Source organism: Nitratireductor soli, assembly GCF_001050155.1.
GTDB lineage: Bacteria > Pseudomonadota > Alphaproteobacteria > Rhizobiales > Rhizobiaceae > Nitratireductor > Nitratireductor soli.
Genome location: NZ_LFVY01000004.1, coordinates 274,084 through 294,019, shown reverse-complemented (window position 1 = coordinate 294,019; position 19,936 = coordinate 274,084). Strand labels below are relative to the sequence as shown.

At 62.4% G+C, this 19,936-nt stretch carries 17 protein-coding genes and 1 tRNA gene; 5 read left to right on the top strand and 13 right to left on the bottom strand.

The features are described from left to right. Nucleotides 1-20 precede the first annotated feature (20 nt). From cysN to AB843_RS07005, 3 genes are all read right to left on the bottom strand, one after another. Nucleotides 21-1,934: a sulfate adenylyltransferase subunit CysN gene (gene cysN / locus AB843_RS07015; protein ID WP_048646079.1), complete on the bottom strand. Its 1,914-nt coding sequence runs from the start codon at nt 1,932-1,934 to the stop codon at nt 21-23. A 2-nt stretch (nt 1,935-1,936) separates the two neighbouring features. Continuing rightward, complete coding sequence (gene cysD / locus AB843_RS07010; protein ID WP_048646078.1) at nt 1,937-2,842, bottom strand: sulfate adenylyltransferase subunit CysD; 906 nt, start codon at nt 2,840-2,842, stop codon at nt 1,937-1,939. A 229-nt stretch (nt 2,843-3,071) separates the two neighbouring features. Beyond that, nucleotides 3,072-4,190, bottom strand: coding sequence for a DegT/DnrJ/EryC1/StrS family aminotransferase (locus AB843_RS07005; protein WP_048646077.1), 1,119 nt, complete (start codon nt 4,188-4,190; stop codon nt 3,072-3,074). A gap of 310 nt (nt 4,191-4,500) precedes the next feature. Here AB843_RS07005 and AB843_RS07000 point away from each other — a divergent pair, with 310 nt between their 5' ends. Then, complete coding sequence (locus AB843_RS07000; protein ID WP_048646076.1) at nt 4,501-5,862, top strand: phosphohexomutase domain-containing protein; 1,362 nt, start codon at nt 4,501-4,503, stop codon at nt 5,860-5,862. Between the two features lie 99 nt (nt 5,863-5,961). Here AB843_RS07000 and AB843_RS26090 read toward each other — a convergent pair whose 3' ends face one another. Beyond that, a complete protein-coding gene (locus tag AB843_RS26090; RefSeq protein WP_244467916.1) occupies nt 5,962-6,372 on the bottom strand; it encodes a sunset domain-containing protein in 411 nt (136 codons plus the stop codon). A gap of 38 nt (nt 6,373-6,410) precedes the next feature. After that, a complete protein-coding gene (locus AB843_RS24855; RefSeq protein WP_244467921.1) occupies nt 6,411-7,016 on the bottom strand; it encodes a DUF4145 domain-containing protein in 606 nt (201 codons plus the stop codon). Nucleotides 7,017-7,274: 258 nt separating this feature from the next. Here AB843_RS24855 and AB843_RS06985 point away from each other — a divergent pair, with 258 nt between their 5' ends. Beyond that, entirely contained in the window at nt 7,275-7,598 is a 324-nt protein-coding gene (locus AB843_RS06985; RefSeq protein WP_048646074.1) for a hypothetical protein, read from the top strand. A gap of 18 nt (nt 7,599-7,616) precedes the next feature. On the opposite strand, the gene AB843_RS06980 is transcribed toward AB843_RS06985, so the two are convergent. The 3 genes from AB843_RS06980 to AB843_RS06965 form a co-directional block, all read right to left on the bottom strand. Continuing rightward, nucleotides 7,617-8,195, bottom strand: a complete 579-nt coding sequence (locus tag AB843_RS06980) for a hypothetical protein (RefSeq protein WP_157384445.1) — start codon at nt 8,193-8,195, stop codon at nt 7,617-7,619. A 577-nt stretch (nt 8,196-8,772) separates the two neighbouring features. Further along, nucleotides 8,773-8,847: transfer RNA gene (locus AB843_RS06970), tRNA-Gln, on the bottom strand. A gap of 103 nt (nt 8,848-8,950) precedes the next feature. Beyond that, nucleotides 8,951-10,051 (bottom strand): DUF2793 domain-containing protein, encoded by a 1,101-nt coding sequence (locus AB843_RS06965; protein ID WP_048646071.1) that lies wholly within the window; start codon nt 10,049-10,051, stop codon nt 8,951-8,953. Between the two features lie 422 nt (nt 10,052-10,473). Between AB843_RS06965 and AB843_RS06960 the strand changes: the two genes are divergently transcribed. Then, complete coding sequence (locus tag AB843_RS06960; RefSeq protein ID WP_048646070.1) at nt 10,474-11,880, top strand: mannose-1-phosphate guanylyltransferase/mannose-6-phosphate isomerase; 1,407 nt, start codon at nt 10,474-10,476, stop codon at nt 11,878-11,880. Here AB843_RS06960 and AB843_RS06955 read toward each other — a convergent pair. From AB843_RS06955 to AB843_RS06945, 3 genes are all read right to left on the bottom strand, one after another. Beyond that, entirely contained in the window at nt 11,865-13,133 is a 1,269-nt protein-coding gene (locus AB843_RS06955; RefSeq protein WP_048646069.1) for an O-antigen ligase family protein, read from the bottom strand. The genes AB843_RS06960 and AB843_RS06955 overlap by 16 nt on opposite strands. After that, the gene (gene galE, locus AB843_RS06950; protein WP_048646068.1) at nt 13,130-14,119 is read right to left on the bottom strand and encodes a UDP-glucose 4-epimerase GalE; all 990 of its coding nucleotides are present in this window, start codon (nt 14,117-14,119) and stop codon (nt 13,130-13,132) included. The genes AB843_RS06955 and galE overlap by 4 nt, the downstream gene beginning before the upstream one ends. Nucleotides 14,120-14,196: 77 nt before the next feature. After that, nucleotides 14,197-14,391 (bottom strand): hypothetical protein, encoded by a 195-nt coding sequence (locus AB843_RS06945; protein ID WP_048646067.1) that lies wholly within the window; start codon nt 14,389-14,391, stop codon nt 14,197-14,199. Nucleotides 14,392-14,516: 125 nt separating this feature from the next. Here AB843_RS06945 and AB843_RS06940 point away from each other — a divergent pair, with 125 nt between their 5' ends. Continuing rightward, nucleotides 14,517-15,422: an MBL fold metallo-hydrolase gene (locus AB843_RS06940; protein ID WP_048646066.1), complete on the top strand. Its 906-nt coding sequence runs from the start codon at nt 14,517-14,519 to the stop codon at nt 15,420-15,422. Between the two features lie 160 nt (nt 15,423-15,582). On the opposite strand, the gene AB843_RS06935 is transcribed toward AB843_RS06940, so the two are convergent. Continuing rightward, nucleotides 15,583-16,281: a DUF1499 domain-containing protein gene (locus AB843_RS06935; protein WP_244467915.1), complete on the bottom strand. Its 699-nt coding sequence runs from the start codon at nt 16,279-16,281 to the stop codon at nt 15,583-15,585. Between the two features lie 356 nt (nt 16,282-16,637). On the opposite strand from AB843_RS06935, the gene AB843_RS06930 reads away from it, so the two are divergent. Further along, nucleotides 16,638-17,000, top strand: coding sequence for a hypothetical protein (locus tag AB843_RS06930; RefSeq protein ID WP_048646065.1), 363 nt, complete (start codon nt 16,638-16,640; stop codon nt 16,998-17,000). A gap of 158 nt (nt 17,001-17,158) precedes the next feature. Here the strand turns inward: AB843_RS06930 and ppdK are convergent, their stop codons facing one another. Then, nucleotides 17,159-19,822: a pyruvate, phosphate dikinase gene (ppdK, locus tag AB843_RS06925; RefSeq protein ID WP_048646064.1), complete on the bottom strand. Its 2,664-nt coding sequence runs from the start codon at nt 19,820-19,822 to the stop codon at nt 17,159-17,161. Nucleotides 19,823-19,936 lie beyond the last annotated feature (114 nt).

Genomic DNA, 19,936 nt, shown 5'->3' with positions numbered 1-19,936 from the left:
TCTCTCCCGCATCGCGGGTTTCAGCAATAGCCGCGTTCCTTGAGCCAGGCTTCCACCTGATCGACCAGATCTTCGGGCGCGCGGCCGACGGTCGAAACGTGGATATCAGCCCTTTCCGGCGGCTCATAGGGGGAATCGACGCCGGTGAAGTTCTGGATCTCGCCCTTCAGCGCCTTGGCATACAATCCCTTCGGATCGCGTTTGGCGCACTCATCAAACGGCGTGTCGACGAAAACTTCAACGAATTCGCCGTCGTTCATCAGTTCGCGCGCCATGCGCCGCTCGGCACGGAATGGCGAAATGAACGACACCAGGACGATCAGCCCGGCATCGGCCATCAGCTTCGCCGTTTCGGCAACGCGGCGGATGTTTTCCACCCGGTCCTCATCGGTGAAGCCCAGATCGCGGTTGAGCCCGTGGCGCACATTGTCGCCATCGAGAATATAGGTGTGGCGGCCCGACGCGTGCAGTTTCTTCTCCAGAAGATTGGCGATGGTCGATTTGCCGGACCCCGACAGGCCGGTGAACCACAGCACCGCCGGCTTCTGGTGCTTGATCTCGGCACGCGCCTGCGGCGTCACGTCGAGCGCCTGCCAATGAATGTTGGCGGCGCGGCGCAGCGGACGCAGGATCATGCCGGCGCCGACCGTGGCGTTGGTGAGCCTGTCGATCAGGATGAAGGCGCCGGTGGCGCGGTTGTCGCTGAACGCGTCGAAGGCAATCGGCGCCTGCAATGAAAAATTGCAGACGCCGACTTCGTTCAGCTCCAGGCTGGTGGCGGCCTCCTGGGCGAAATTGTTGATGTTGCGCCGGTGCTTGAGCTGGCTGACCGTGGCGCTGACCTCGTCCGTTTCGGTGCGCAGGATATAGGCGCGGCCGGGAAGAAGCGGTTTTTCATCGAACCAGACGAGATTGGCGGCAAACTGGTCGGCCACATGCGGGCGCCCCTCGGTGCCCACCAGCATGTTGCCGCGCGACAACTCCACCTCGTCCTCCAGCACGATGGTCACAGCCTGGCCTTCGACGGCCTCGCTCAGGTCGCCGCCATGGGTGACCAGTTGCTTGACCCGCGATTGCCTGCCCGATTTCGCCACCGTCACGCGGTCGCCAAGCGCCACGCGGCCGGAAGCGACCGTGCCGGAAAAGCCGCGAAAGTCGAGATCGGGCCGCGAAACATACTGCACCGGAAAGCGAAACGGCCGGTCCTCGACGCGCGCGTCGACATCGACGGTTTCCAGATGAGCGATCAGCGAGGGTCCGCCATACCAGGCCGTGTTCTTCGACGGAACGATGATGTTGTCGCCATGACGCGCCGAGATGGGAATCGGCTGGATCGTGTCGAAACCCAGATCCTCGGCAAAGGCGCGGTATTCCTCGGCAATGCGTTCGAACACCTGCCGGTCGAAATCCACGAGGTCGATCTTGTTGACTGCGAGCACGATGTGGCGGATGCCGAGCAGCGAGGCGATCATCGAGTGCCGCCGCGTCTGCGGCAGGATGCCCTGCCTGGCATCGACCAGGACGATGGCGAGATCTGCGGTCGAGGCGCCCGTCGCCATGTTGCGCGTGTACTGCTCGTGGCCGGGCGTATCGGCAACGATGAACTTGCGCTTCGGCGTGGCGAAAAAGCGATAGGCGACATCGATGGTGATGCCCTGCTCGCGCTCGGCCTCCAGCCCGTCGACCAGCAGCGCGAAGTCGATGCCGTCGCCGGCCGTGCCGTGCTTCTTCGAATCGCGCTCGAGGGTCGCAAGCTGATCCTCGAAGATCAGCTTGGTGTCGTAGAGCAGACGGCCGATCAGCGTCGACTTTCCGTCATCCACCGATCCGCAGGTGAGAAAACGCAGCAGGCCCTTGTTTTCCTGCCCCGCCACATAGTCGCGAATGTCGACGACATTGTCTTCTCTCAGAGCCGCGCTGTTGGCTGTCAGCATGATCAGAAATACCCTTCGCGCTTCTTCTTTTCCATCGAGCCAGCCTCGTCGCGGTCGATCAGCCGTCCCTGCCGCTCCGACGTGCGCGCCGTCAGCATCTCGCCGACGATCTCCTCCAGCGTCGTCGCCGTCGATGGGATGGCGCCGGTCAGCGGGTAGCAGCCGAGGGTGCGGAAACGCACCATGCGCTCCTCGACCGTCTCGCCGGGCTGCAGGCGCATGCGCTCGTCATCGACCATGATGGTCATGCCGCCGCGCTCGACCACGGGCCGCCTCTTGGCGAAGTACAGCGGAACGATGGGAATATCTTCCTGAAGAATGTACTGCCAGATGTCCTGCTCGGTCCAGTTGGACAGCGGGAAGACGCGGATCGATTCACCTGGCGCAACGCGCGTGTTGTAGATCTTCCACATTTCCGGGCGCTGGTTCTTCGGATCCCAGCCGTGGCCGGCAGAGCGGAAGGAGAAGATGCGCTCCTTGGCGCGCGCCTTCTCCTCGTCGCGCCGGGCGCCGCCAAAGGCGGCGTCGAAACCGTATTTGTCGAGCGCCTGGCGCAGCGCCACCGTCTTCATCACATGGGTATGGGTGTTCGACCCATGGTCGAACGGGTTGATGCCGTCGCGCACGCCCTCTTCATTGACGTGTACGAGAAGATCGAAGCCCAGGCGTTCCGCCATCCGGTCGCGGAATTCGATCATCTCGCGAAACTTCCAGGTGGTATCCACATGCAGAAAGGGAAAGGGCGGCTTGGCCGGGTAGAACGCCTTCATCGCCAGATGCATCAGGACGGAGGAATCCTTGCCGATGGAATAGAGCATCACCGGGTTGGAAAAGGTCGCCGCCACTTCGCGGAAGATGTGGATCGCCTCGGCTTCCAGCCTGTCGAGATGGGTAAGGGCTACCGGCATGTCTTCGCCTTCGCAAACAGCTTGGGTTCGGCCGGCATGGGAGCTGCCGGATCCTGACATTGAGGTACCATGCGCCTTTCACGCCTCTCAAGGCGCAGGTGCCCAAGCCGACCCCGGTTTGCGAGGCGGTTTTTGCGTTGTTTCCGGCAATGGGGGAAAGGCATTTCAGAACAGCGAAAAGGCCCGTTTTCACGGGCCTTTTCGCTGTTTCATTCAGGCGCGAAGGCGCTCAGGCGGCCACCGCCGCGCGGATCGTCTCGATGATCCGATCCTGGTCCGCCGTATCCAGATAGGGGTGCATCGGCAGGCACAGAATGCGCTGCGGCAGCGTCTCGGAAACGGCCAGGCCGCCCGGCGCCCGGCCGAACATCTCATAGGCCTTCTGCTGATGCAGCGGCTTCTCATAATAGACGACCGAGGGGATGCCCTCGGCGGAGAGACGCTGGCGAACCGCGTCGCGGCGGTCGGTCTCGATGGCGTATTGCGCCCAGGCCGAGCGATAGCCGTCGGGGATGCGCGCCACCTTCACCACATCGCCCAGGCCATCGGCATAGCGGGCGGCCACTTTCTGGCGTGCGTCCATCTCGTCGGGCAGGATGGCGAGCTTCTCGATGAGGATCGCCGCCTGGATGGTGTCGAGGCGCGAATTGAGGCCGACGCGCACATTGTCGTACTGGCTGGCGCCCTTGCCGTGGAAGGCGATGGAGCGCAGCACCTCGGCCAGTTCATCGTCGTCGGTGAACATCGCCCCGCCATCGCCGTAGCAGCCGAGCGGCTTGGCCGGATAGAAGCTGGTCGAGGCCACATGACCGAAGGCGCCGCAGCGCTTGTTGCCGAGCGTCCCGCCGATCGCCTGCGCGGCATCCTCGATGACCCGCAGCCCCTCGCGCGCGGCGATGGCCTCGATGGCCACGTAATCGGCGGCCAGGCCGAACAGGTCGACGGGAATGATCGCCTTCGGCGTCAGGCGGCCTTCCGCCTTGACCTGCTCGATCGCCGCCACGAGGCTTTTCGCATCGATGTTGTAGGTGTCGGGATCGATCTCGACGAAAACCGGTTCGGCGCCCGCCAGCACCACCACTTCGGCGGTCGCGGCAAAGGTGAAGCTCGGGCAGAACACGGCGTCGCCCGGGCCGATGCCATAGGCCATCAGCGGCATCAGCAGCGCGTCGGTGCCGTTGGCACAGGCGATCGCATGCTTGGCGCCGACATATTTGGCGATTTCCTGCTCGAAAGCGGCCACTTCCGGCCCGAGAATATACCGCCCTTCGGCCACAACCTTGTCGATTGCGGTCGCAAGCTTGTCCTTGATGCGCTCACGCTGAGCGCCGAGATCGATGAATTGCATTGTTTGCCCAATCAGATGCGGGGGATGATTCCGCGAAACCCCGTCCGTTGAATAGGGACGCCGGGGCGTTTGCGCAACACGCTGCGTCATTCAAACTGCCACTTTCGCTGTTACACGAGGTGAATGGAAATGATGCAACCCAGGCGACGGCGCCACGTTGCCGCCATGCGGGTTTTGTACCGTCGCGTTCCTCCACCGCTTCTTGGCGGCGCGGCCGGCATCTAATAAAAAGTCAATCAATCGCTGCAATGGTCGACAATCAGGCAATAGTGTTCAGCCGACGCGGCAATCGTAGAAATGGAAAGACAGTATGGGCGCCCCCTTCAAAGCGTATGACGTTCGCGGCCGCATTCCGGCGGAAATCAATGTCCCCTTCGCCTATCGCTTTTCGCAGGCCCTGAAGCAGAGCCTGAACCCCAGCCTGGTCGTCGTCGGCCACGACATGCGCAGCGACAGTCCCGGGCTCGCCGAGGCGCTGGTGCAGGGGCTGCTCGACAGCGGCGTCGATGTGCGGCCGGTCGGCCGCTGCGGCACGGAGGAAGTGTACTTCCATACCGCCGCCAGCGGCGCCGACGCAGGCCTTATGGTGACGGCCAGCCACAATCCGATGGACTATAACGGCATCAAGATGGTGCTGAAGGGCGCGTCGGCGGCAACGCCCGACAACGCCTTCAATCCGATCGAGACGATCATGCGGTCCGATGCCGTGCTCGCGACGGCGGCGAACTACGATGAGCGCGGCCGCCTCCTGCCGGTCTGCGACCGCGATGCCTATATCGAGCGGCTCCTGCATGAAGTGGCCGGCCAGAAGCTGAAGCCGATGAAGATCGTCTGCCACGCCGGCAATGGCTGCGCCGGACCGATCATCGACCTGTTGGAGAAGCACCTGCCCTTCACCTTCATCAAGATCGACCACGAGCCCGACCCGGCTCTGCCCAACGGCATTCCCAACCCGCTCCTGCCGGAAAAGCGCGCCAAGGCCAGCCAGGCGGTGATCGAGCATGGCGCCGATCTCGCCATCGCCTGGGACGGCGATTTCGACCGCTGCTTCCTGTATGATCACAAGGGCCGCTTCGTCGAAGGCTATTACCTGGTCGGCATGATCGCGCAGAGCCTGCTCGGCAAGGCGCCCGGCAGCACCGTCCTTTACGATCCGCGCCTGATCTGGAACACGATCGAGATGGTCGAACAGGCCGGCGGCGTCGCCAAGCCGTGCCGCACGGGGCACGCCTATTTCAAGAAGATGATGCGCGAGGAAAACGCCGTCTATGGCGGCGAGATGAGCGCGCACCACTATTTCCGCGATTTTTCCTATTGCGATTCGGGCATGCTCGCCTGGCTCGACGTGGTCGCCGAACTGTCGAAAGGCGACGCCACGCTGGCCGACCGGCTGGAGGAGCGCATCGCCGCCTATCCCTGCTCCGGCGAGATCAATTTCACCGTCGATGACGCCAAGACGGCGCAGGCGCGGGTTTCCGATCATTTCATGCCGAAAAACCCGCAACTGGAGACCATTGACGGTCTCGGCATGGTGTTCGACGACTGGCGCTTCAACCTGCGCGCCTCAAACACCGAGCCGCTGCTGCGTCTCAATGTGGAAACCCGCGGCAATCAGGCGCTGCTCACGGCGAAGGTCGATGAATTGCGTGGACTGATCGAGAAGGCGGGGTAGGCTGGACCTGTCTTTCGCCTGAGGACCGTAGGTCTTCCGGCTGGCCATACGGAACAAGCAAGAAGCGCATAAAGCCCACCGTTCACTCGGTGGGCTTTTTCATTTCCGCGACTGTCGCCAGCCCGCCCGGCGCGCCTCACCTTCGGAGCAAAACCAGCGTTCTCCATATTCCAGGCGAATCCGTGTCTCGGCATAGTGCTCTTGGCCCGGAACATGATAGATGCGTTCGCCGGTATTGAAACTGATATTGCCCTTGATATTGCAGCCTGATCCAGGCAGCGCCGACCAGACATGATCGAGCGAGGCACCGTTTGACGTATAGCCAACGCCGGCTGCGCCCACGAGCGTCAGGCTGACCAGTAGCGCCCGCACCGAGGGGCGGCGTGCCTTCCTAGGTCGATGATAGACCTCTCGCGATCCTGATCGTTTCCAAGCCTGCATGGCGAGCAAGGTAGGAACCAAAGCTTGCGATGGCGCAAACGGCAGGATGTCAATTTTAACGATCCTCACCGACCTACCAGAAGCCCGTCGCTCACACCGGCGGGCTTCTATGCTTTCCGTTGTCCGGCAGCTATCTGCTTCGCCTTAACAGCCGCCAATTTCGCTGGCCGCATAAATAACCGATCAAGGAGATCGGTAGTTAAATCTTCCAGTGCTTCGGCTTCCTCGGCTGTGTATGGATCAACATCATGAGCGGCGTCGTTGCCGTCGAGAACGGCCACATCCGCCAGTTCCACTATATCGGCATCCAGAATCCTCATCTCGCCCAGAGCACGGATTCTAGAGCGTGGCGCATCGGCTGGGTTCTTTCCCTGAAGACGAGAATCGGTCGCATAGATATGTTTGGTTGCAACGTCGACTGTCTTACGAAACATCGCTCCAGCCGCTTCAAAGAGGTTCATTCGGCGAGCCTTAGAGGCTTCGCGAAACAGATCGGCAATTCGCACCGGAATGTCAGTAGAAATGTTTGGTGGGCTAGGAACGACGAAAATCGGCGTTCGGCTAAAATACCGGCCTCGCTTATCAAAATCGACCGCTTGTTCAATGTCGAAGTTAGGCTGTCCTTCATAAAGGCTTGACCGATCACAGGCCGAGCAAACCATTTGCAATTCGGCGTTCAATCCATCGTAAAAAGAGCAGCCGGCTGAGCGCATCTGCACGCCCTTCACTCCGCATCGAACGCAATCGCGTGTGAAAAACCCCATCGTCTGCTCTTCCCCGAAACATTGCCCGTTACAAAGCCTATGCCCAGGCATCATGATCAATCAAGCACAATCGGCGGGGAGAACAAAATAGGAACAAAATCCTTGACTGCCTCGCCGTGCTGGTGGCAATCTTCTTGCATTAAGCAGATGGGGGTGCACCGACGCGCAATGCCTATGTTATGATGAAGGCAGGGGAGTGAAGGGGAAATGATCCGTTGGCTTTGGGCGCTTGCTGCACTGGCGATTATAGCGCACCCGGCGCTCGCGTCGGCCAAGGTGCTTCGATGCACGGCCTACCAGTCGATGGGGATTCCTGTAGACATGGCCAGCCATCAATTTCAGATCGACCTCGACGGAACATCGCTGTTGCTGGAATCGAGCGGGAAGCGCCTCGACTGCCGGCAGATCGATACGAGGACGGTCTGCTTCAACGATGACCAGACGATAATCTATTCCCTAGAGCGCGGCGGGAAACTCACGGCTGAATATCAGTTCGGCCTGTATGAGCAGAAGGCAATGTGCGTGGAGTAAGTCCCGTCGAAGGCGAGCTTATTCGTCTTCAGGCGGTTCCGGCCGGAACTCAAATATTCCTTCCTCGATGAGAAATGTTCGCCACTGGTCTGCCATGTCTTCGAAAAGCTCAAGGGCATTGTAGCGCTTGTCGTCTACTGTGACGTAGGTGAGCAGGCTTATGCCCTTCACCGAACGCTCGCCGGTTCCCTCCTTCGGCTCCGACCATGACAAGATCGCGGTGCTTCCGCTCCAAAGATTGGGCATCAAATCGGTGCGGACCTCGCGATGCTTCACGCTGTTTGCGAGCATGTGGCAGAACTTCAACGCGGGAAGACGGTCCGCTTGTGTCACCGCAAAGCTCGCCTCAATCGTCAGGTTTCCCTTTTTCGGGCCGTTGCGCTTGTAGCCTGACAGTCGCTCATATGAGGCATCGTCAACGAAGTGCAACGTCCAGTCCACAAGATGCCATGCGTCAACAGCGCAGTCGAACGCGGCATATTTGGAATCGGCGGATGAGCGCGCCGACCGCAACCGCTCTATATCGAAAAGCAGTTTTTCGTATAGGTCGGTCGGCACCCTCATGTCGAAGGACTTTGTCGGTGGTGGTCTGCCCATTGCTCTCTCGCCTAAATGTCCTTCAGCGCCTCAAGCTCGCGGAAGGGGTAATAGCGAATGTTCGGGTTCTGGCACCATGCGTTGTTGGCCGTGACCTTCACCGGCGTATTGCCCTTCAGGAAAACCGTATAGCCGGACCTGCCGACATAGCCGCCGAACCCGTTCTTACTGTTCGCCTTGACGCAAACATAGGAGCCGCCCGTACCGGCATCACCGACGAGATTTCGGCGTCACGGATCGAATACGGATCGCGCACCACGTCCCGCGCCGCGTCGGCTATGTTCCGCTTCATGGCCGCTGTCGGCGGCGTCTGGCTTGCTAGCTGCTCAGGCCCGGTGATGCACCCGGCGAGCGTAAACGCCGCCGCCACAATGACGAGATTTTTCAAGATCAGTCCCCAAATGATGTTGCCCAGCGGCAACTTCCCTAAGCAGAGTCAGCTTGTCAAGATTCGCGCCGCACGATTCTCCGGCACGATTTCCACATGCGAAATGCCATGTGGATCACCCACGCGGTTGTAACACACGGTATTTTTTGACTTCGCCTAAGTGGCTGATTTTATTGATAAAACAGGTCATGGCTGGGGCGGCAGGATTCGAACCTGCGAATGACGGTACCAAAAACCGTTGCCTTACCGCTTGGCGACGCCCCAAAGCCGGGCGAGGCGGTGGATAGCAGAAGCCCGCGCCTGCGACAAGCGCGGGTTTCGATGAGTTTTGTCGACGATGGCGAAGGTGCTGTCGTCGCGCGCCGCTTCAGGCCACCCAGCTTCCCCAGAACCGCGTGACCGTCTGCGGCACATAGCCGTCCAGATCGCTGAAAATCTGCTGCAGTTCGACCGTGTCGCCGGCGGCCAGTTGCGCCATCGCATTGAGATGCAGGACCGCCTCCGATCCATCCGTGGCAATGGCCGACAGGGATGGCGCCACCAGAGGCGCGGTCAGGTCGACCGCGCCGTTGCGCACCAGTTTCGCCTTGGCCGCGGCCGGCACATTGGTGTTGTTCTGCTTCCAGCCGATGGCCGCGCCGAAATAATAGAGACCGGCGGCGGGCGCGGTGAACCGGCCCGTCCCGGCGTCGAAAACGCCCTGGTCGTTGTAATCGGTGTCGTTGATGGCGACCTTCGTCCAGGCGTCGGCGGCGATATACTGGTCGTAGTCCAGATAGCCGAGGAATTTCCCATTGCCCGGCAGCAGAACCCTGCCGCTGTCGCCGTCGGCGCTTATGGCGTCGTGGAACGTCGATCCGTCGGGCGAGACGGAGAGGCGCCAGTCATCGGTGCCGAACAGGCCCATCAGGGCCCTGGTGACGAAGGCGCTTTGCATCAGGAACCCGACATCGCCGCCGGGGGCTTCCTTGTTCATCGTATAGAACAGATCCCCGTTGCCGCCCTCGGCGGCATAGAGTGCTGTCCACAGCGCCTTGTTGACCTTGGCCGAAAACGGGTTTGCCGCATCGGCCGTGGTGCCCACGCCGACAAGGGCGGCATTCTGGATTTCCGCGCCGCTTTCGGGAATGCCGCCCAGGACCTGCCAGCCGGAGCCGTCGAAGACGATCAGTTTTCCCTCATCCTCGACCCAGGCGCGCCAGCCGGGCCTGGGCGCAAGCCGTTGCCAGGCGCCGTCGACGTAATAGGCAATGCCGGCGTCCCACCCGGCCCATGCGCCGCTGCCGCCCGCCGCCACCAGATACAAATTGCCATTGGCAGGCGAAACCGGCGGGTCCGGCAGGTCGCGGTCCAGGACGGACATCTGCACCAGCCCGTCGAGAAGGCGCAGCGCCTCGTTGTGGGTGACATGCTTTTGCGCCTGCGAGGGCATGATGTAGGGAAGATCGAGCTTTGCGGTCTGGTCCATGTCGGCCTGTTCCTTGCGTTCCTGGAAACGAGCATAGGCCCGGTTCGGCAGGCGGGGACTGAATGGCCGGCAATGTGCCGGCTTCTCCCCGTCGAACCCAAGCGGATCGACGCAAAGGGCTAAGGACCCAAGCCTTTGCGGCGACCAGGCAAGTCATCGATGGGGAGAAAAAACCATCTGGCGGTATCGCCCTATCCTCATTTACGGTGATAAATCCCATGATGGATCGATTGCCTACACCCCATATCAATGTTTCAAATCCATCATCCGGGGGACGCAATCAGTGATGGCAGGACTGGCAGTGATGGCAGGGCCGGCGACGTCGGCGCCGACAATGGGTTTGCAATGCGACCGCGTCGGCAACCATAATTCTGGCGTCCGGCGATGCTTTGAGCGGTCTAAATTTTTGAGAAGGACGTTTCATGTTGTTGCCGGTAATCATGGCGGGTGGATCGGGAACGCGGCTTTGGCCGGTTTCGCGCGAGCATTACCCCAAGCAATTCTGCACCCTGGTGGGTGACAGCACGATGCTGCAGCAGACGGTGCGCCGGCTCGCCGGGCTTGGCGGTCCCGCCCCGCTGGTCGTCTGCAATGAGGAGCATCGCTTCCTGGCCGCCGAGCAATTGCGCCTCGACGGCATCGAGAATTCGCCGATCGTTCTCGAACCCGCCGGCCGCAACACGGCGCCGGCGATCGCGCTCGCGGCGCTCTACGCCACGCGCGGCGAAGACGATCCCTTGCTGCTGGTCATGCCGGCCGACCATCTCCTGCAGGATATCGCGGCATTTCACGCAGGCTTGAAGAAGGCCGAGCAACTGGCCGCCGATGGCCGGCTCGTCACATTCGGCATCGTGCCGAAGACGCCTGAAACCGGCTTCGGGTATATCCGCCGCGGCGCGCCGATCGGCGAGCAGGGTTTTGCCGTTTCAGGCTTTGAGGAAAAGCCCGACCTGGAGACCGCCAAATCCTACCTGAAGGACGGCGGCTGCTATTGGAACAGCGGCATGTTCCTGTTCCGCGCCAGCGCCTATCTGGCGGCGTTGCGGCAATATGCGCCGGCGATCCTCGATGCCTGCGAAACCGCGATGGCGGCAGCACAGACCGACGCCCAGTTCGTTCGGCCCGCGCGCGCCGCCTTCGAGGCCTGTCCCGCCGATTCGATCGATTACGCGGTGATGGAGAAAACCGATCAGGCAGCCGTCGTGCCGCTGGACGCCGGCTGGAACGACATCGGTTCGTGGTCGGCGATCTGGGAGGCCATGGACAAGGACGCCGACGGCAATGCGCTGAGCGGCGACGTGCTGCAGGTCGCCTCGAAAAACTCCATCGTTTCCGCAGACAAGCGTCTCGTTGCGGTGGTCGGCGTCGAGGATCTGGTGGTGATCGAAACGGCCGATGCCGTCCTCGTCGCCCGCAAGGATGCGGTCCAGCACGTCAAGCGGATCGTCGACAAGCTGAAGGCGGGAAAACGCAGCGAGGCCGTCAATCACCGCAAGGTCTACCGGCCCTGGGGCAATTACGATTCCATCGATGTCGGCGACCGCCATCAGGTGAAACGCATCACCGTCAAGCCCGGTGCCAAACTGTCGGTGCAAAAGCATCATCACCGGGCCGAACACTGGGTCGTGGTGCGCGGAACGGCGAAAGTGCTGAAGGGCGCCGAGACCATCATGCTCAGCGAGAACGAATCGACCTACATCCCGCTGGGTGAAATCCACGCCCTTGAGAATCCGGGGAAAATCCCCCTGGAGCTGATCGAGGTGCAGTCCGGCTCTTATCTCGGCGAAGACGACATCGTACGGCTGGAAGACCGCTACGGCCGCGTCTGATCGGCAGCCTCACCGGTGGCGGGCCGCCCGTCACCCAGCGATGCCGCCGGCATGGATGTGCCCACGGCAAGATAAAGGCCGGTGATGAGGAAGATCATGAACACGCTGTCGATGATGTCGTGTCCGAAGATCAGATTCACCATGCCGCCGCCCGCATAGACCAGGAACAAAATCAGAAGCAGCAAGGCGCCGAAACGCGCCACTTCATCCGCATTGCTGCGCAGTGTGCGGACGGAAACGGTCAGCACGGCGCCGAACATAACCAGGACCGCGCCGCCGCTGAAGACGCCGCCTTCGATCAAGGCCGTCAGAAACCCGTTGTGAAAATGGGTGAACCCGGCATCGAGCGCGTAGTCCAGGGTCAGATGCTGGCGGATCAGATCGACCGTGTTATGCAGGCCATACCCCAGGAACGGCCTGTTGACGAACATCTTGGCGGCGATCTCCCACAGGGCCACCCGCATGCCAAGCGATGTATCGTAATTTCCGCCCTGGGCCAGTTTGTCCCAATTTTCGCTCAACAGTTCGACGCGATGCAGGATCAGCCCGGATGTCAGGACGCCGACCAGCAACATGGCGCCCACGACGGCAAGCAACCTGCCCTCAAGGATTTGCCATACCCTTTGCCGACAGATGACGAGCACGAGCACGGTTGCGCCGATCATCACGGCCCAAACCGAGCGCGAGCCGGAGTAGATCACCGCGAGAAAGCTCGCCGTATAGGCGATCAGCAGAAGACGCGACCGCACACGTTCCGTGGTCAAGGCGCCAGCAAGGCAGACAAGCCCCGCCAGACAGACGACATAGGCAAACACCAGCGCGTTGCCCGCCGCGCCTTCCGCCCGCGCGCCGATCAGATAGTTCTGGACAAGGGCAAAGATCAGCGCCCCCAGGCCGGCGGCGGCACTGCCGAGGATCGCGGCCCGGGCGATTGCGTCCTTGTCGGAAACGGACCAGACCGAGTAGGAAAACGGGAACAGCAGAAACGTCGCCAGGGGCAGAAGCTTGAGGGCGCGCTCCAGGGATGGTCCATTGGCAAAGAAGGACATGATGTTGGCCGCCACGTAGATGGCCATCATGAGTGCGATGAAGCGCATCACCCGGTCCGGGCTGACCTGGCGCCGGCCGGTGAGTATCTCGAAGGCGCACCACAGGGCGCCGCCATGCCAGACGAAACTGACCACGGATCCGAGGATCGGCGGCGCGGCAAATGTGACGAAGGTGAAAAGCCTGTTGACCGCTCGATAGGTCATTGGCGGTTGCGCCGTGCAAGCGTGGCTTCCCAGCCAAGAGCGTGGCCGACGATCTGGTCGAGATCGTCGTAGCGCGGCTGCCATGAAAGCTCACGCCGGCAGCGTTCGGCGCCGGCGACGATGGCAACGGCGTCACCCGGCCGCCGACCGCCGACGCGCACGTCGAAATCGGTGTTGGCCACCCGTTTTACCGCGTCGATCACCTCGAGCACGGAGTAACCGCGACCGTAGCCGCAATTGGCCACCAAGCTGCCGCCGCCGGCACGCATCCGGCAGAGCGCCAGATAATGCGCGTTCGCCAGGTCGGAGACATGCACGTAATCACGCACGCAGGTGCCGTCCGGGGTGTCATAGTCGGTGCCGAACACCTCCATATACGGACGTTTTCCCGTGGCCGTCTCGCATGCCACCTTGATCAGATGCGTTGCGCCTTTCGTCGACTGGCCGGTCCGCATCTGCGGATCGGCGCCGGAGACATTGAAGTAGCGCAACGCCGTATAGGTGAAATCATACGCTGCCGCGCAGTCGCGCAGCATCAGTTCGGTCATCAGCTTCGACGTGCCATAGGGCGATTCCGGCTGCAACCTCGCCTCCTCATCGACGGGAAACGCTTCCGGGCTTCCGTAGACTGCGGCGGTTGACGAAAAGATGAAATGCTTCACGCCGCAGCGGACTGCGCTTTCGATCAGATCACGCGATTTCACCGTGTTGTTCAGGTAGTAACCGAGCGGATCGGCGACCGATTCAGGCACGATGATGGAACCGGCGAAGTGAATGATCGAATCGATACCGTGCTGCCTGATGGTCTCCTCAACCAGCGCCTGGTCGGCGACGTCGCCCACCACCAGGGTCGCAGCCTCGGCAACCGCCCAGTCGAAGCCGGTGCTGAGGCGGTCGATAACCACCACCTCAGCGCCATTGTCGACAAGCTCCCAAACCATGTGGCTGCCGATATAGCCGGCGCCTCCGGTCACCAAGACCGCCATCGATATCCCCTTCAAAACAAACCGGGTCAGACATCCCCACCTGACCCGATCAAAGCTCTTAACACCGAAAACGGCAATTAAAGGGCAAGGCACTCACCCTTGCGGGAGGTCCAGCCACGCGATAGCCCGCTGGTCGCGGGCATCAGGCAGGCCGCCAACTCCACTTTGGTCAGGTCAGATGGAATGAAGCGCGCGGCACCGAATTGCCGCGTCCTGTCGATACCGGTCAGCGCGGCGAGACGGGGTGTCTTGCGGGCAATCGCCAGGGACATCGTTCCTCCATCGATGCGCCTCGCAAATGAACGCGCTTGGGTTCTCCTATAAGCGCTTCCATGATATGCGGCAACCGCACCGGTGTGCGCCGCTTCGCCATTCCCGTCTTTCCGGATCTTCCGCCATGGCCCTCGAATTTGAAACCCGTTTCGACCCGGCCTATGGCGAGCCGGTCGAGGTCGCGCCCGATGTCCTGCGCCTGACGGTCAACAATCCGAGCGCCTTCACGTTTCACGGCACCAACAGCTACATCGTCGGGCGCTCGTCTCTCGCGGTGATCGACCCCGGCCCCGAAGACGAGGCGCATTTCCAGGCGCTGCTGAGGGCGATCAATGGGCGGCCCGTCAGCCATATCATGGTCAGCCACACGCATCGAGACCACTCGCCGCTCGCCGCGCGGCTTGCCGAGGCGACCGGTGCACTGGTCTGCGCGGAGGGCCCGCATCGGCCGGCCCGGCCCATGCGGATCGGTGAGATCAATCCGCTCGATGCCAGCGCCGACACGGATTTCATGCCCACGCTTGCCTTACCCGACGAGGCGCTGGTGGCCGGAGATGGCTGGGCGCTGCGTGCCATCCATACGCCGGGGCATGCGGCAAACCATGCGGCCTTCGCCCTGGAAGGCACCGGCATCCTGTTCTCGGCCGACCATGTGATGGCATGGGCAACGACAATCGTCGCGCCGCCCGATGGCGCGATGGCGGACTATATGGCGTCGCTCGATCGATTGCTCGAACGCGACGATCAGCTCCTGCTGCCCGGCCATGGCGGCCCGGTCACCCGTCCGCCGCGCTTCTTGCGCGGTTTGAAGGCGCACCGCAAAATGCGTGAACGGGCCATCCTGGAGCGGATTACGCGCGGCGACCGCGCGATCAATGAAATGGTGCGTGCGATCTACCGCGACACGGATCCCCGCCTGCATGGCGCGGCGGCCCTGTCTGTCCTGGCGCATCTCGAGGACATGGCCGCGCGCGGCATGGTCAGAACCGAGGGCGAGCCGTCGATCGACGCGGTCTATCTGCCGGCCTGACGATGGAGTGACTGCTGCGTGCTAGTGGTGCGATCCTAACAGATGGTCCTCATCTGTTAGGAAAAATCGCCCCACCAGATCAATAGCTTGTGGGCTGACTTATCGAAACGGATGGGTACCATCTGTTTCGGTCAGACAGCGCATCCGGGTGTCGAAGACCTCAGACGCCTGCCTGCTCCGCAATGCGCTGATCGAGATCATCGAGAAACCGGCCGATGCGCCGGGCATTATCGCCCAGATCATGCCTCGCATAGCGCGATGCCGACCGCATATCGACGAAGGTGGCGGCCTCGTCGTCTTCGACGCGGATGGCGATATCGGCTGGAAAGCCAAGAAAAAACGAAATCGCCTGGCCTTCGATCGTCGTCGCCGCACCTGCCAGGCCAGCCAATCCCTGCTGGCTTGGCTGCCAGTTGCGCTCCATCATCATCGTCCGCACGAGCTGTATCACGTTCTCGGCGGCATGCTCGTATCGACGGCCGGTGATTTCCGGATAGTGCTCTCTTTGCAGAAGACCCGCTTCCGGCGTAATCGGCACGATGCGGTTCATGGCGCCGCTGCGCATCCGTTCAGCGGCGATCAATGCCGGCGGGTGGGCAATGTCGGTCGATATGTCGACGAGACGGGGATGTTCGATAAGACGCGCCAACGAGATGCCGTAGGGCGCCAGGACGCATAGCGCCACCGCGATACCGACCGCCGCCCGGTCAGCGCCGCCCACCCCGTGTTCCCATGCCTGCACCAGCGCCAGAAGCCCGACAGCCAGGCCCAGGGCGGCGATGATGCCCGCAAGACCCAGCAGCCAGAAAAACGGCACCGTCTCGGTGAGACCGAAGCGATGCGCGAGGCTGGAGGTCACAAACAGCACCGCAGCGAAAATCGAGAGCCCGCGGCTCCACAAGCCAACGGAAGATTTCTGCTGTCGTAGAACTGCCGTCATGGATCGTACCAAGCACCAGATGCCGCCAAAAGAACCGTTCTCATAAAGCATCGCCATGAAAACGGGAATTGCTTTTCAACAATATGCCATGAAATTTCAGAGGCTTGTGGCCCGTGTTTGGCAAAGTGATTCAGTGCGGCCGACGAGAACCTTGCCGGAAGCAGCTCCTTCAGCTTGCGCTTACCACGGCATAAGCCGCCATATTGCGGCCACGCTCGACGGGACAATATGATGTGCTAATGGGCGGGCGTGGGAGAAGATGTGAGGTTCCTGAAATGGAAACATCGCTCCTGGAAACGGCAGAGACACTTTCCACATCGCTGGAGCTTGTCGAGTTGGAACTGGCCTTGAAACATCAGGATTGCGTTGCACTGGGTTTCGAAGGCACGGTGCGGCAGGCGCTTGAACAGGTTGAAGGCCGCCTTCTGTTTCAGATGCGCCTCGACGGCGTCGACGATTGCGACTGGGTCGCTGCCGTCGCGCTGGAAACGTCCAACAGCCCGGTGTTTGCACTGGTGGTGCAGAAAGCCGACGGCGGCTCGCTGCAGGTGGAGGGCATCGAAACCAGCAACCTGCCGGTGGCTCGCATCGTCAGCGCCTATGCCGACCTGATGACGGCACTCGACCGGGCCCATTGAGACCGGCACTTTCCGCCAGTACAGCAAGCGGATGCTCCCTGCGGGGCGATGCAAAAGCGACGTGCCGCGACACGATGTCGTGCGCTGGGGTACGAGCGTCCCGAGATCGGGACACTCGATATCGCAACCGCGTGACGATCGAGCCAGCCTGACGTCGATCAGGCCTTGGCAATCGCCGCCTGGGCGGCGGCCAGCCGGGCGATAGGCACGCGGAATGGCGAGCAGGACACATAGTCCAGGCCGACCGTCTCGCAGAAGCGGATCGATGCCGGATCGCCGCCATGCTCGCCGCAGATGCCGAGCTTGATGTCGCTCCGCGACGCCCTGCCCTTTTCAACCGCGATGCGCACCAATTCGCCAACGCCGTCGACGTCGAGCGACACGAACGGATCCTGCTCGATAATGCCCCGGGCGCGGTAGGTTTCCAGGAACGAGGCCGCGTCATCGCGCGAGATGCCGAAAGCGGTCTGGGTCAGGTCGTTGGTGCCGAAGGAGAAGAATTCGGCGCTGCCGGCGATCTCGTCGGCGCGTAGCGCCGCACGCGGCAGTTCGATCATCGTGCCGACCAGATAGCCGATCTCCACGCCGCTCTCTGCCATCACCTCCTTGGCCACCGCGTCGATGCGGGCCTTGACGAAATCAAGCTCGCTCAACATGCTGACCAGCGGCACCATGATCTCGGGCACCACCGGCGCGCCGGCCTTGGCAGCGGCTTCGGCCGCCGCCTCGAAGATGGCGCGTGCCTGCATTTCGGCGATCTCGGGATAGGAAACCGCGAGGCGGCAGCCGCGATGGCCGAGCATCGGGTTGAATTCGTGCAAGGCCTCGGTGCGCTGGCGCAGCTTCTCGGCCGGCACGCCCATGGCGGCCGCCACCTCGGCGATCTCCTCCTGCGTCTTCGGCAGGAATTCGTGCAGCGGCGGGTCGAGCAGGCGGATCGTCACCGGCAGGCCGGCCATCACCTCGAAGATCTCGGCGAAGTCGGAGCGCTGCATCGGCAGGAGCTTGGCAAGTGCGGCCCGTCGCTCGCTCTCCGTATCGGCAAGGATCATCTCACGCATCGCCAGGATGCGTCCGTCGTCGAAGAACATGTGCTCGGTGCGGCAAAGGCCGATGCCCTCGGCGCCGAAGGAGCGCGCCGTGCGCGCATCCGCCGGCGTTTCGGCGTTGGCGCGCACCTTCATGCGGCGCGCTGCATCAGCCCAGCCCATGATGGTCGAGAAATCGCCCGAAAGCTCCGGCCGCAGCATCGGCACGGCGCCCTTCAAAACCTGCCCCGTCGCGCCGTCGATGGTGATGACGTCGCCCTTCTTGAAGTTCTGGCCCATGGCGATCAGCGTGCCCATCTTGTGGTCGACGCGGAGCGATCCGGCACCCGAGACACAGGGCTTGCCCATGCCGCGCGCCACGACCGCCGCGTGGCTCGTCATGCCGCCGCGGGTCGTCAAAATGCCTTCCGCCGCGTGCATGCCGTGAATGTCCTCCGGGCTCGTCTCGACGCGCACCAGGATGACCGGGCGCCCCTCGGCCTTGGCTTCCTCCGCCGCCTCCGACGAGAAGACGATGGCGCCTGTCGCCGCACCCGGCGAGGCCGGCAGGCCGATGCCGATGATGTCGCGCGGCGCGTTCGGATCGATGGTCGGATGCAGCAACTGGTCGAGCGAGGCGGCATCGATGCGCGCCACGGCCTGTTCACGCGTGATCAGACCTTCATTGGCCATATCGACAGCGACCTTCAGCGCCGCGTTTGCCGTGCGCTTTCCCGAGCGCGTCTGCAGCATCCACAATTTGCCGCGTTCGATGGTGAACTCCAGGTCCTGCATGTCGCGGTAATGCCGCTCCAGCGTATCGGCGATCGTCATGAAGGCGGCAAAGGCCTCCGGCATCAGCTTTTCCAGCGACGGCTTGTCGGAGCCGGCCTCCAGCCGTGCCGTTTCGGTGATGTTCTGCGGCGTGCGGATGCCGGCCACCACGTCCTCGCCCTGCGCGTTGACCAGGAACTCGCCGTAAAGTGCCTTTTCGCCGGTCGACGGGTTGCGGGTGAAGGCGACGCCGGTCGCCGAATCGTCACCCCGGTTGCCGAACACCATGGCCTGCACGTTGACCGCAGTGCCCCAGCTTTCGGGAATGTCGTGTAAACGGCGATAGGTGACGGCGCGCGGGTTCATCCAGGAAGAAAACACCGCACCAACCGCGCCCCAAAGCTGCTCGGCCGGATCTTGTGGGAACGGAGCGCCGAGCTCGGCTTCAATCTTCGCCTGGTACAGCGCGATGACGTTCCGCCAGTCGTCGGCGGTGAACTCCGTGTCGACCTCGTAGCCGAGCCGGGCTTTTTCCTCTTCGAGAATCTCCTCGAACACATCATGGTCGAGACCCAGCACGACATTGCAGTACATCTGGATGAAGCGGCGATAGCTGTCATAGGCAAAGCGCGCATCGCCCGCCTCCGCCGCCACGGCCTCCACAGTGTCGTCGTTGAGGCCGAGGTTGAGCACCGTGTCCATCATGCCGGGCATGGAGGCGCGCGCGCCCGAGCGCACCGAAACCAGGAGCGGCTTCTCAGCATCGCCAAAACGCCGGCCGGCAACCTTGCCGATCTCCTCCAACGCCGCCTCGACCTGGATTTTCAACTCGTCCGGATAGGATCTGCCATTGGCGTAGTAGTGGGCGCAGAGCTCGGTCGTCACCGTGAAGCCGGGCGGCACCGGCAGCCCGAGGCTGCACATTTCCGCCAGATTGGCGCCTTTGCCGCCGAGCAAATTCTTGTCGCCCGCGCTGCCTTCGGCACGCCCGTCGCCAAACACATAGACCCACTTGGTCATGCCGCTTTCCCCTTCCGGTCTCGATGCCGGCGTCTGCAGAGAAACCCGCCGGTCACCGGAGGCAGCGTTAAGGGCCAGCGCCCCTCAAGGCAAGGCCGCCGAGGCGCCGATCCG

Bases quoted from the DNA above. Each gene is read 5' to 3' on its own strand.
- cysN (WP_048646079.1), bottom strand. From the start codon at position 1,934: ATGCTGACAGCCAACAGCGCGGCTCTGAGAGAAGACAATGTCGTCGAC.
- cysD (WP_048646078.1), bottom strand. From the start codon at position 2,842: ATGCCGGTAGCCCTTACCCATCTCGACAGGCTGGAAGCCGAGGCGATC.
- AB843_RS07005 (WP_048646077.1), bottom strand. From the start codon at position 4,190: ATGCAATTCATCGATCTCGGCGCTCAGCGTGAGCGCATCAAGGACAAG.
- AB843_RS07000 (WP_048646076.1), top strand. From the start codon at position 4,501: ATGGGCGCCCCCTTCAAAGCGTATGACGTTCGCGGCCGCATTCCGGCG.
- AB843_RS24855 (WP_244467921.1), bottom strand. From the start codon at position 7,016: ATGCGCTCAGCCGGCTGCTCTTTTTACGATGGATTGAACGCCGAATTG.
- AB843_RS06985 (WP_048646074.1), top strand. From the start codon at position 7,275: ATGATCCGTTGGCTTTGGGCGCTTGCTGCACTGGCGATTATAGCGCAC.
- AB843_RS06980 (WP_157384445.1), bottom strand. From the start codon at position 8,195: ATGGGCAGACCACCACCGACAAAGTCCTTCGACATGAGGGTGCCGACC.
- AB843_RS06965 (WP_048646071.1), bottom strand. From the start codon at position 10,051: ATGGACCAGACCGCAAAGCTCGATCTTCCCTACATCATGCCCTCGCAG.
- AB843_RS06960 (WP_048646070.1), top strand. From the start codon at position 10,474: ATGTTGTTGCCGGTAATCATGGCGGGTGGATCGGGAACGCGGCTTTGG.
- AB843_RS06955 (WP_048646069.1), bottom strand. From the start codon at position 13,133: ATGACCTATCGAGCGGTCAACAGGCTTTTCACCTTCGTCACATTTGCC.
- galE (WP_048646068.1), bottom strand. From the start codon at position 14,119: ATGGCGGTCTTGGTGACCGGAGGCGCCGGCTATATCGGCAGCCACATG.
- AB843_RS06945 (WP_048646067.1), bottom strand. From the start codon at position 14,391: ATGTCCCTGGCGATTGCCCGCAAGACACCCCGTCTCGCCGCGCTGACC.
- AB843_RS06940 (WP_048646066.1), top strand. From the start codon at position 14,517: ATGGCCCTCGAATTTGAAACCCGTTTCGACCCGGCCTATGGCGAGCCG.
- AB843_RS06930 (WP_048646065.1), top strand. From the start codon at position 16,638: ATGGAAACATCGCTCCTGGAAACGGCAGAGACACTTTCCACATCGCTG.
- ppdK (WP_048646064.1), bottom strand. From the start codon at position 19,822: ATGACCAAGTGGGTCTATGTGTTTGGCGACGGGCGTGCCGAAGGCAGC.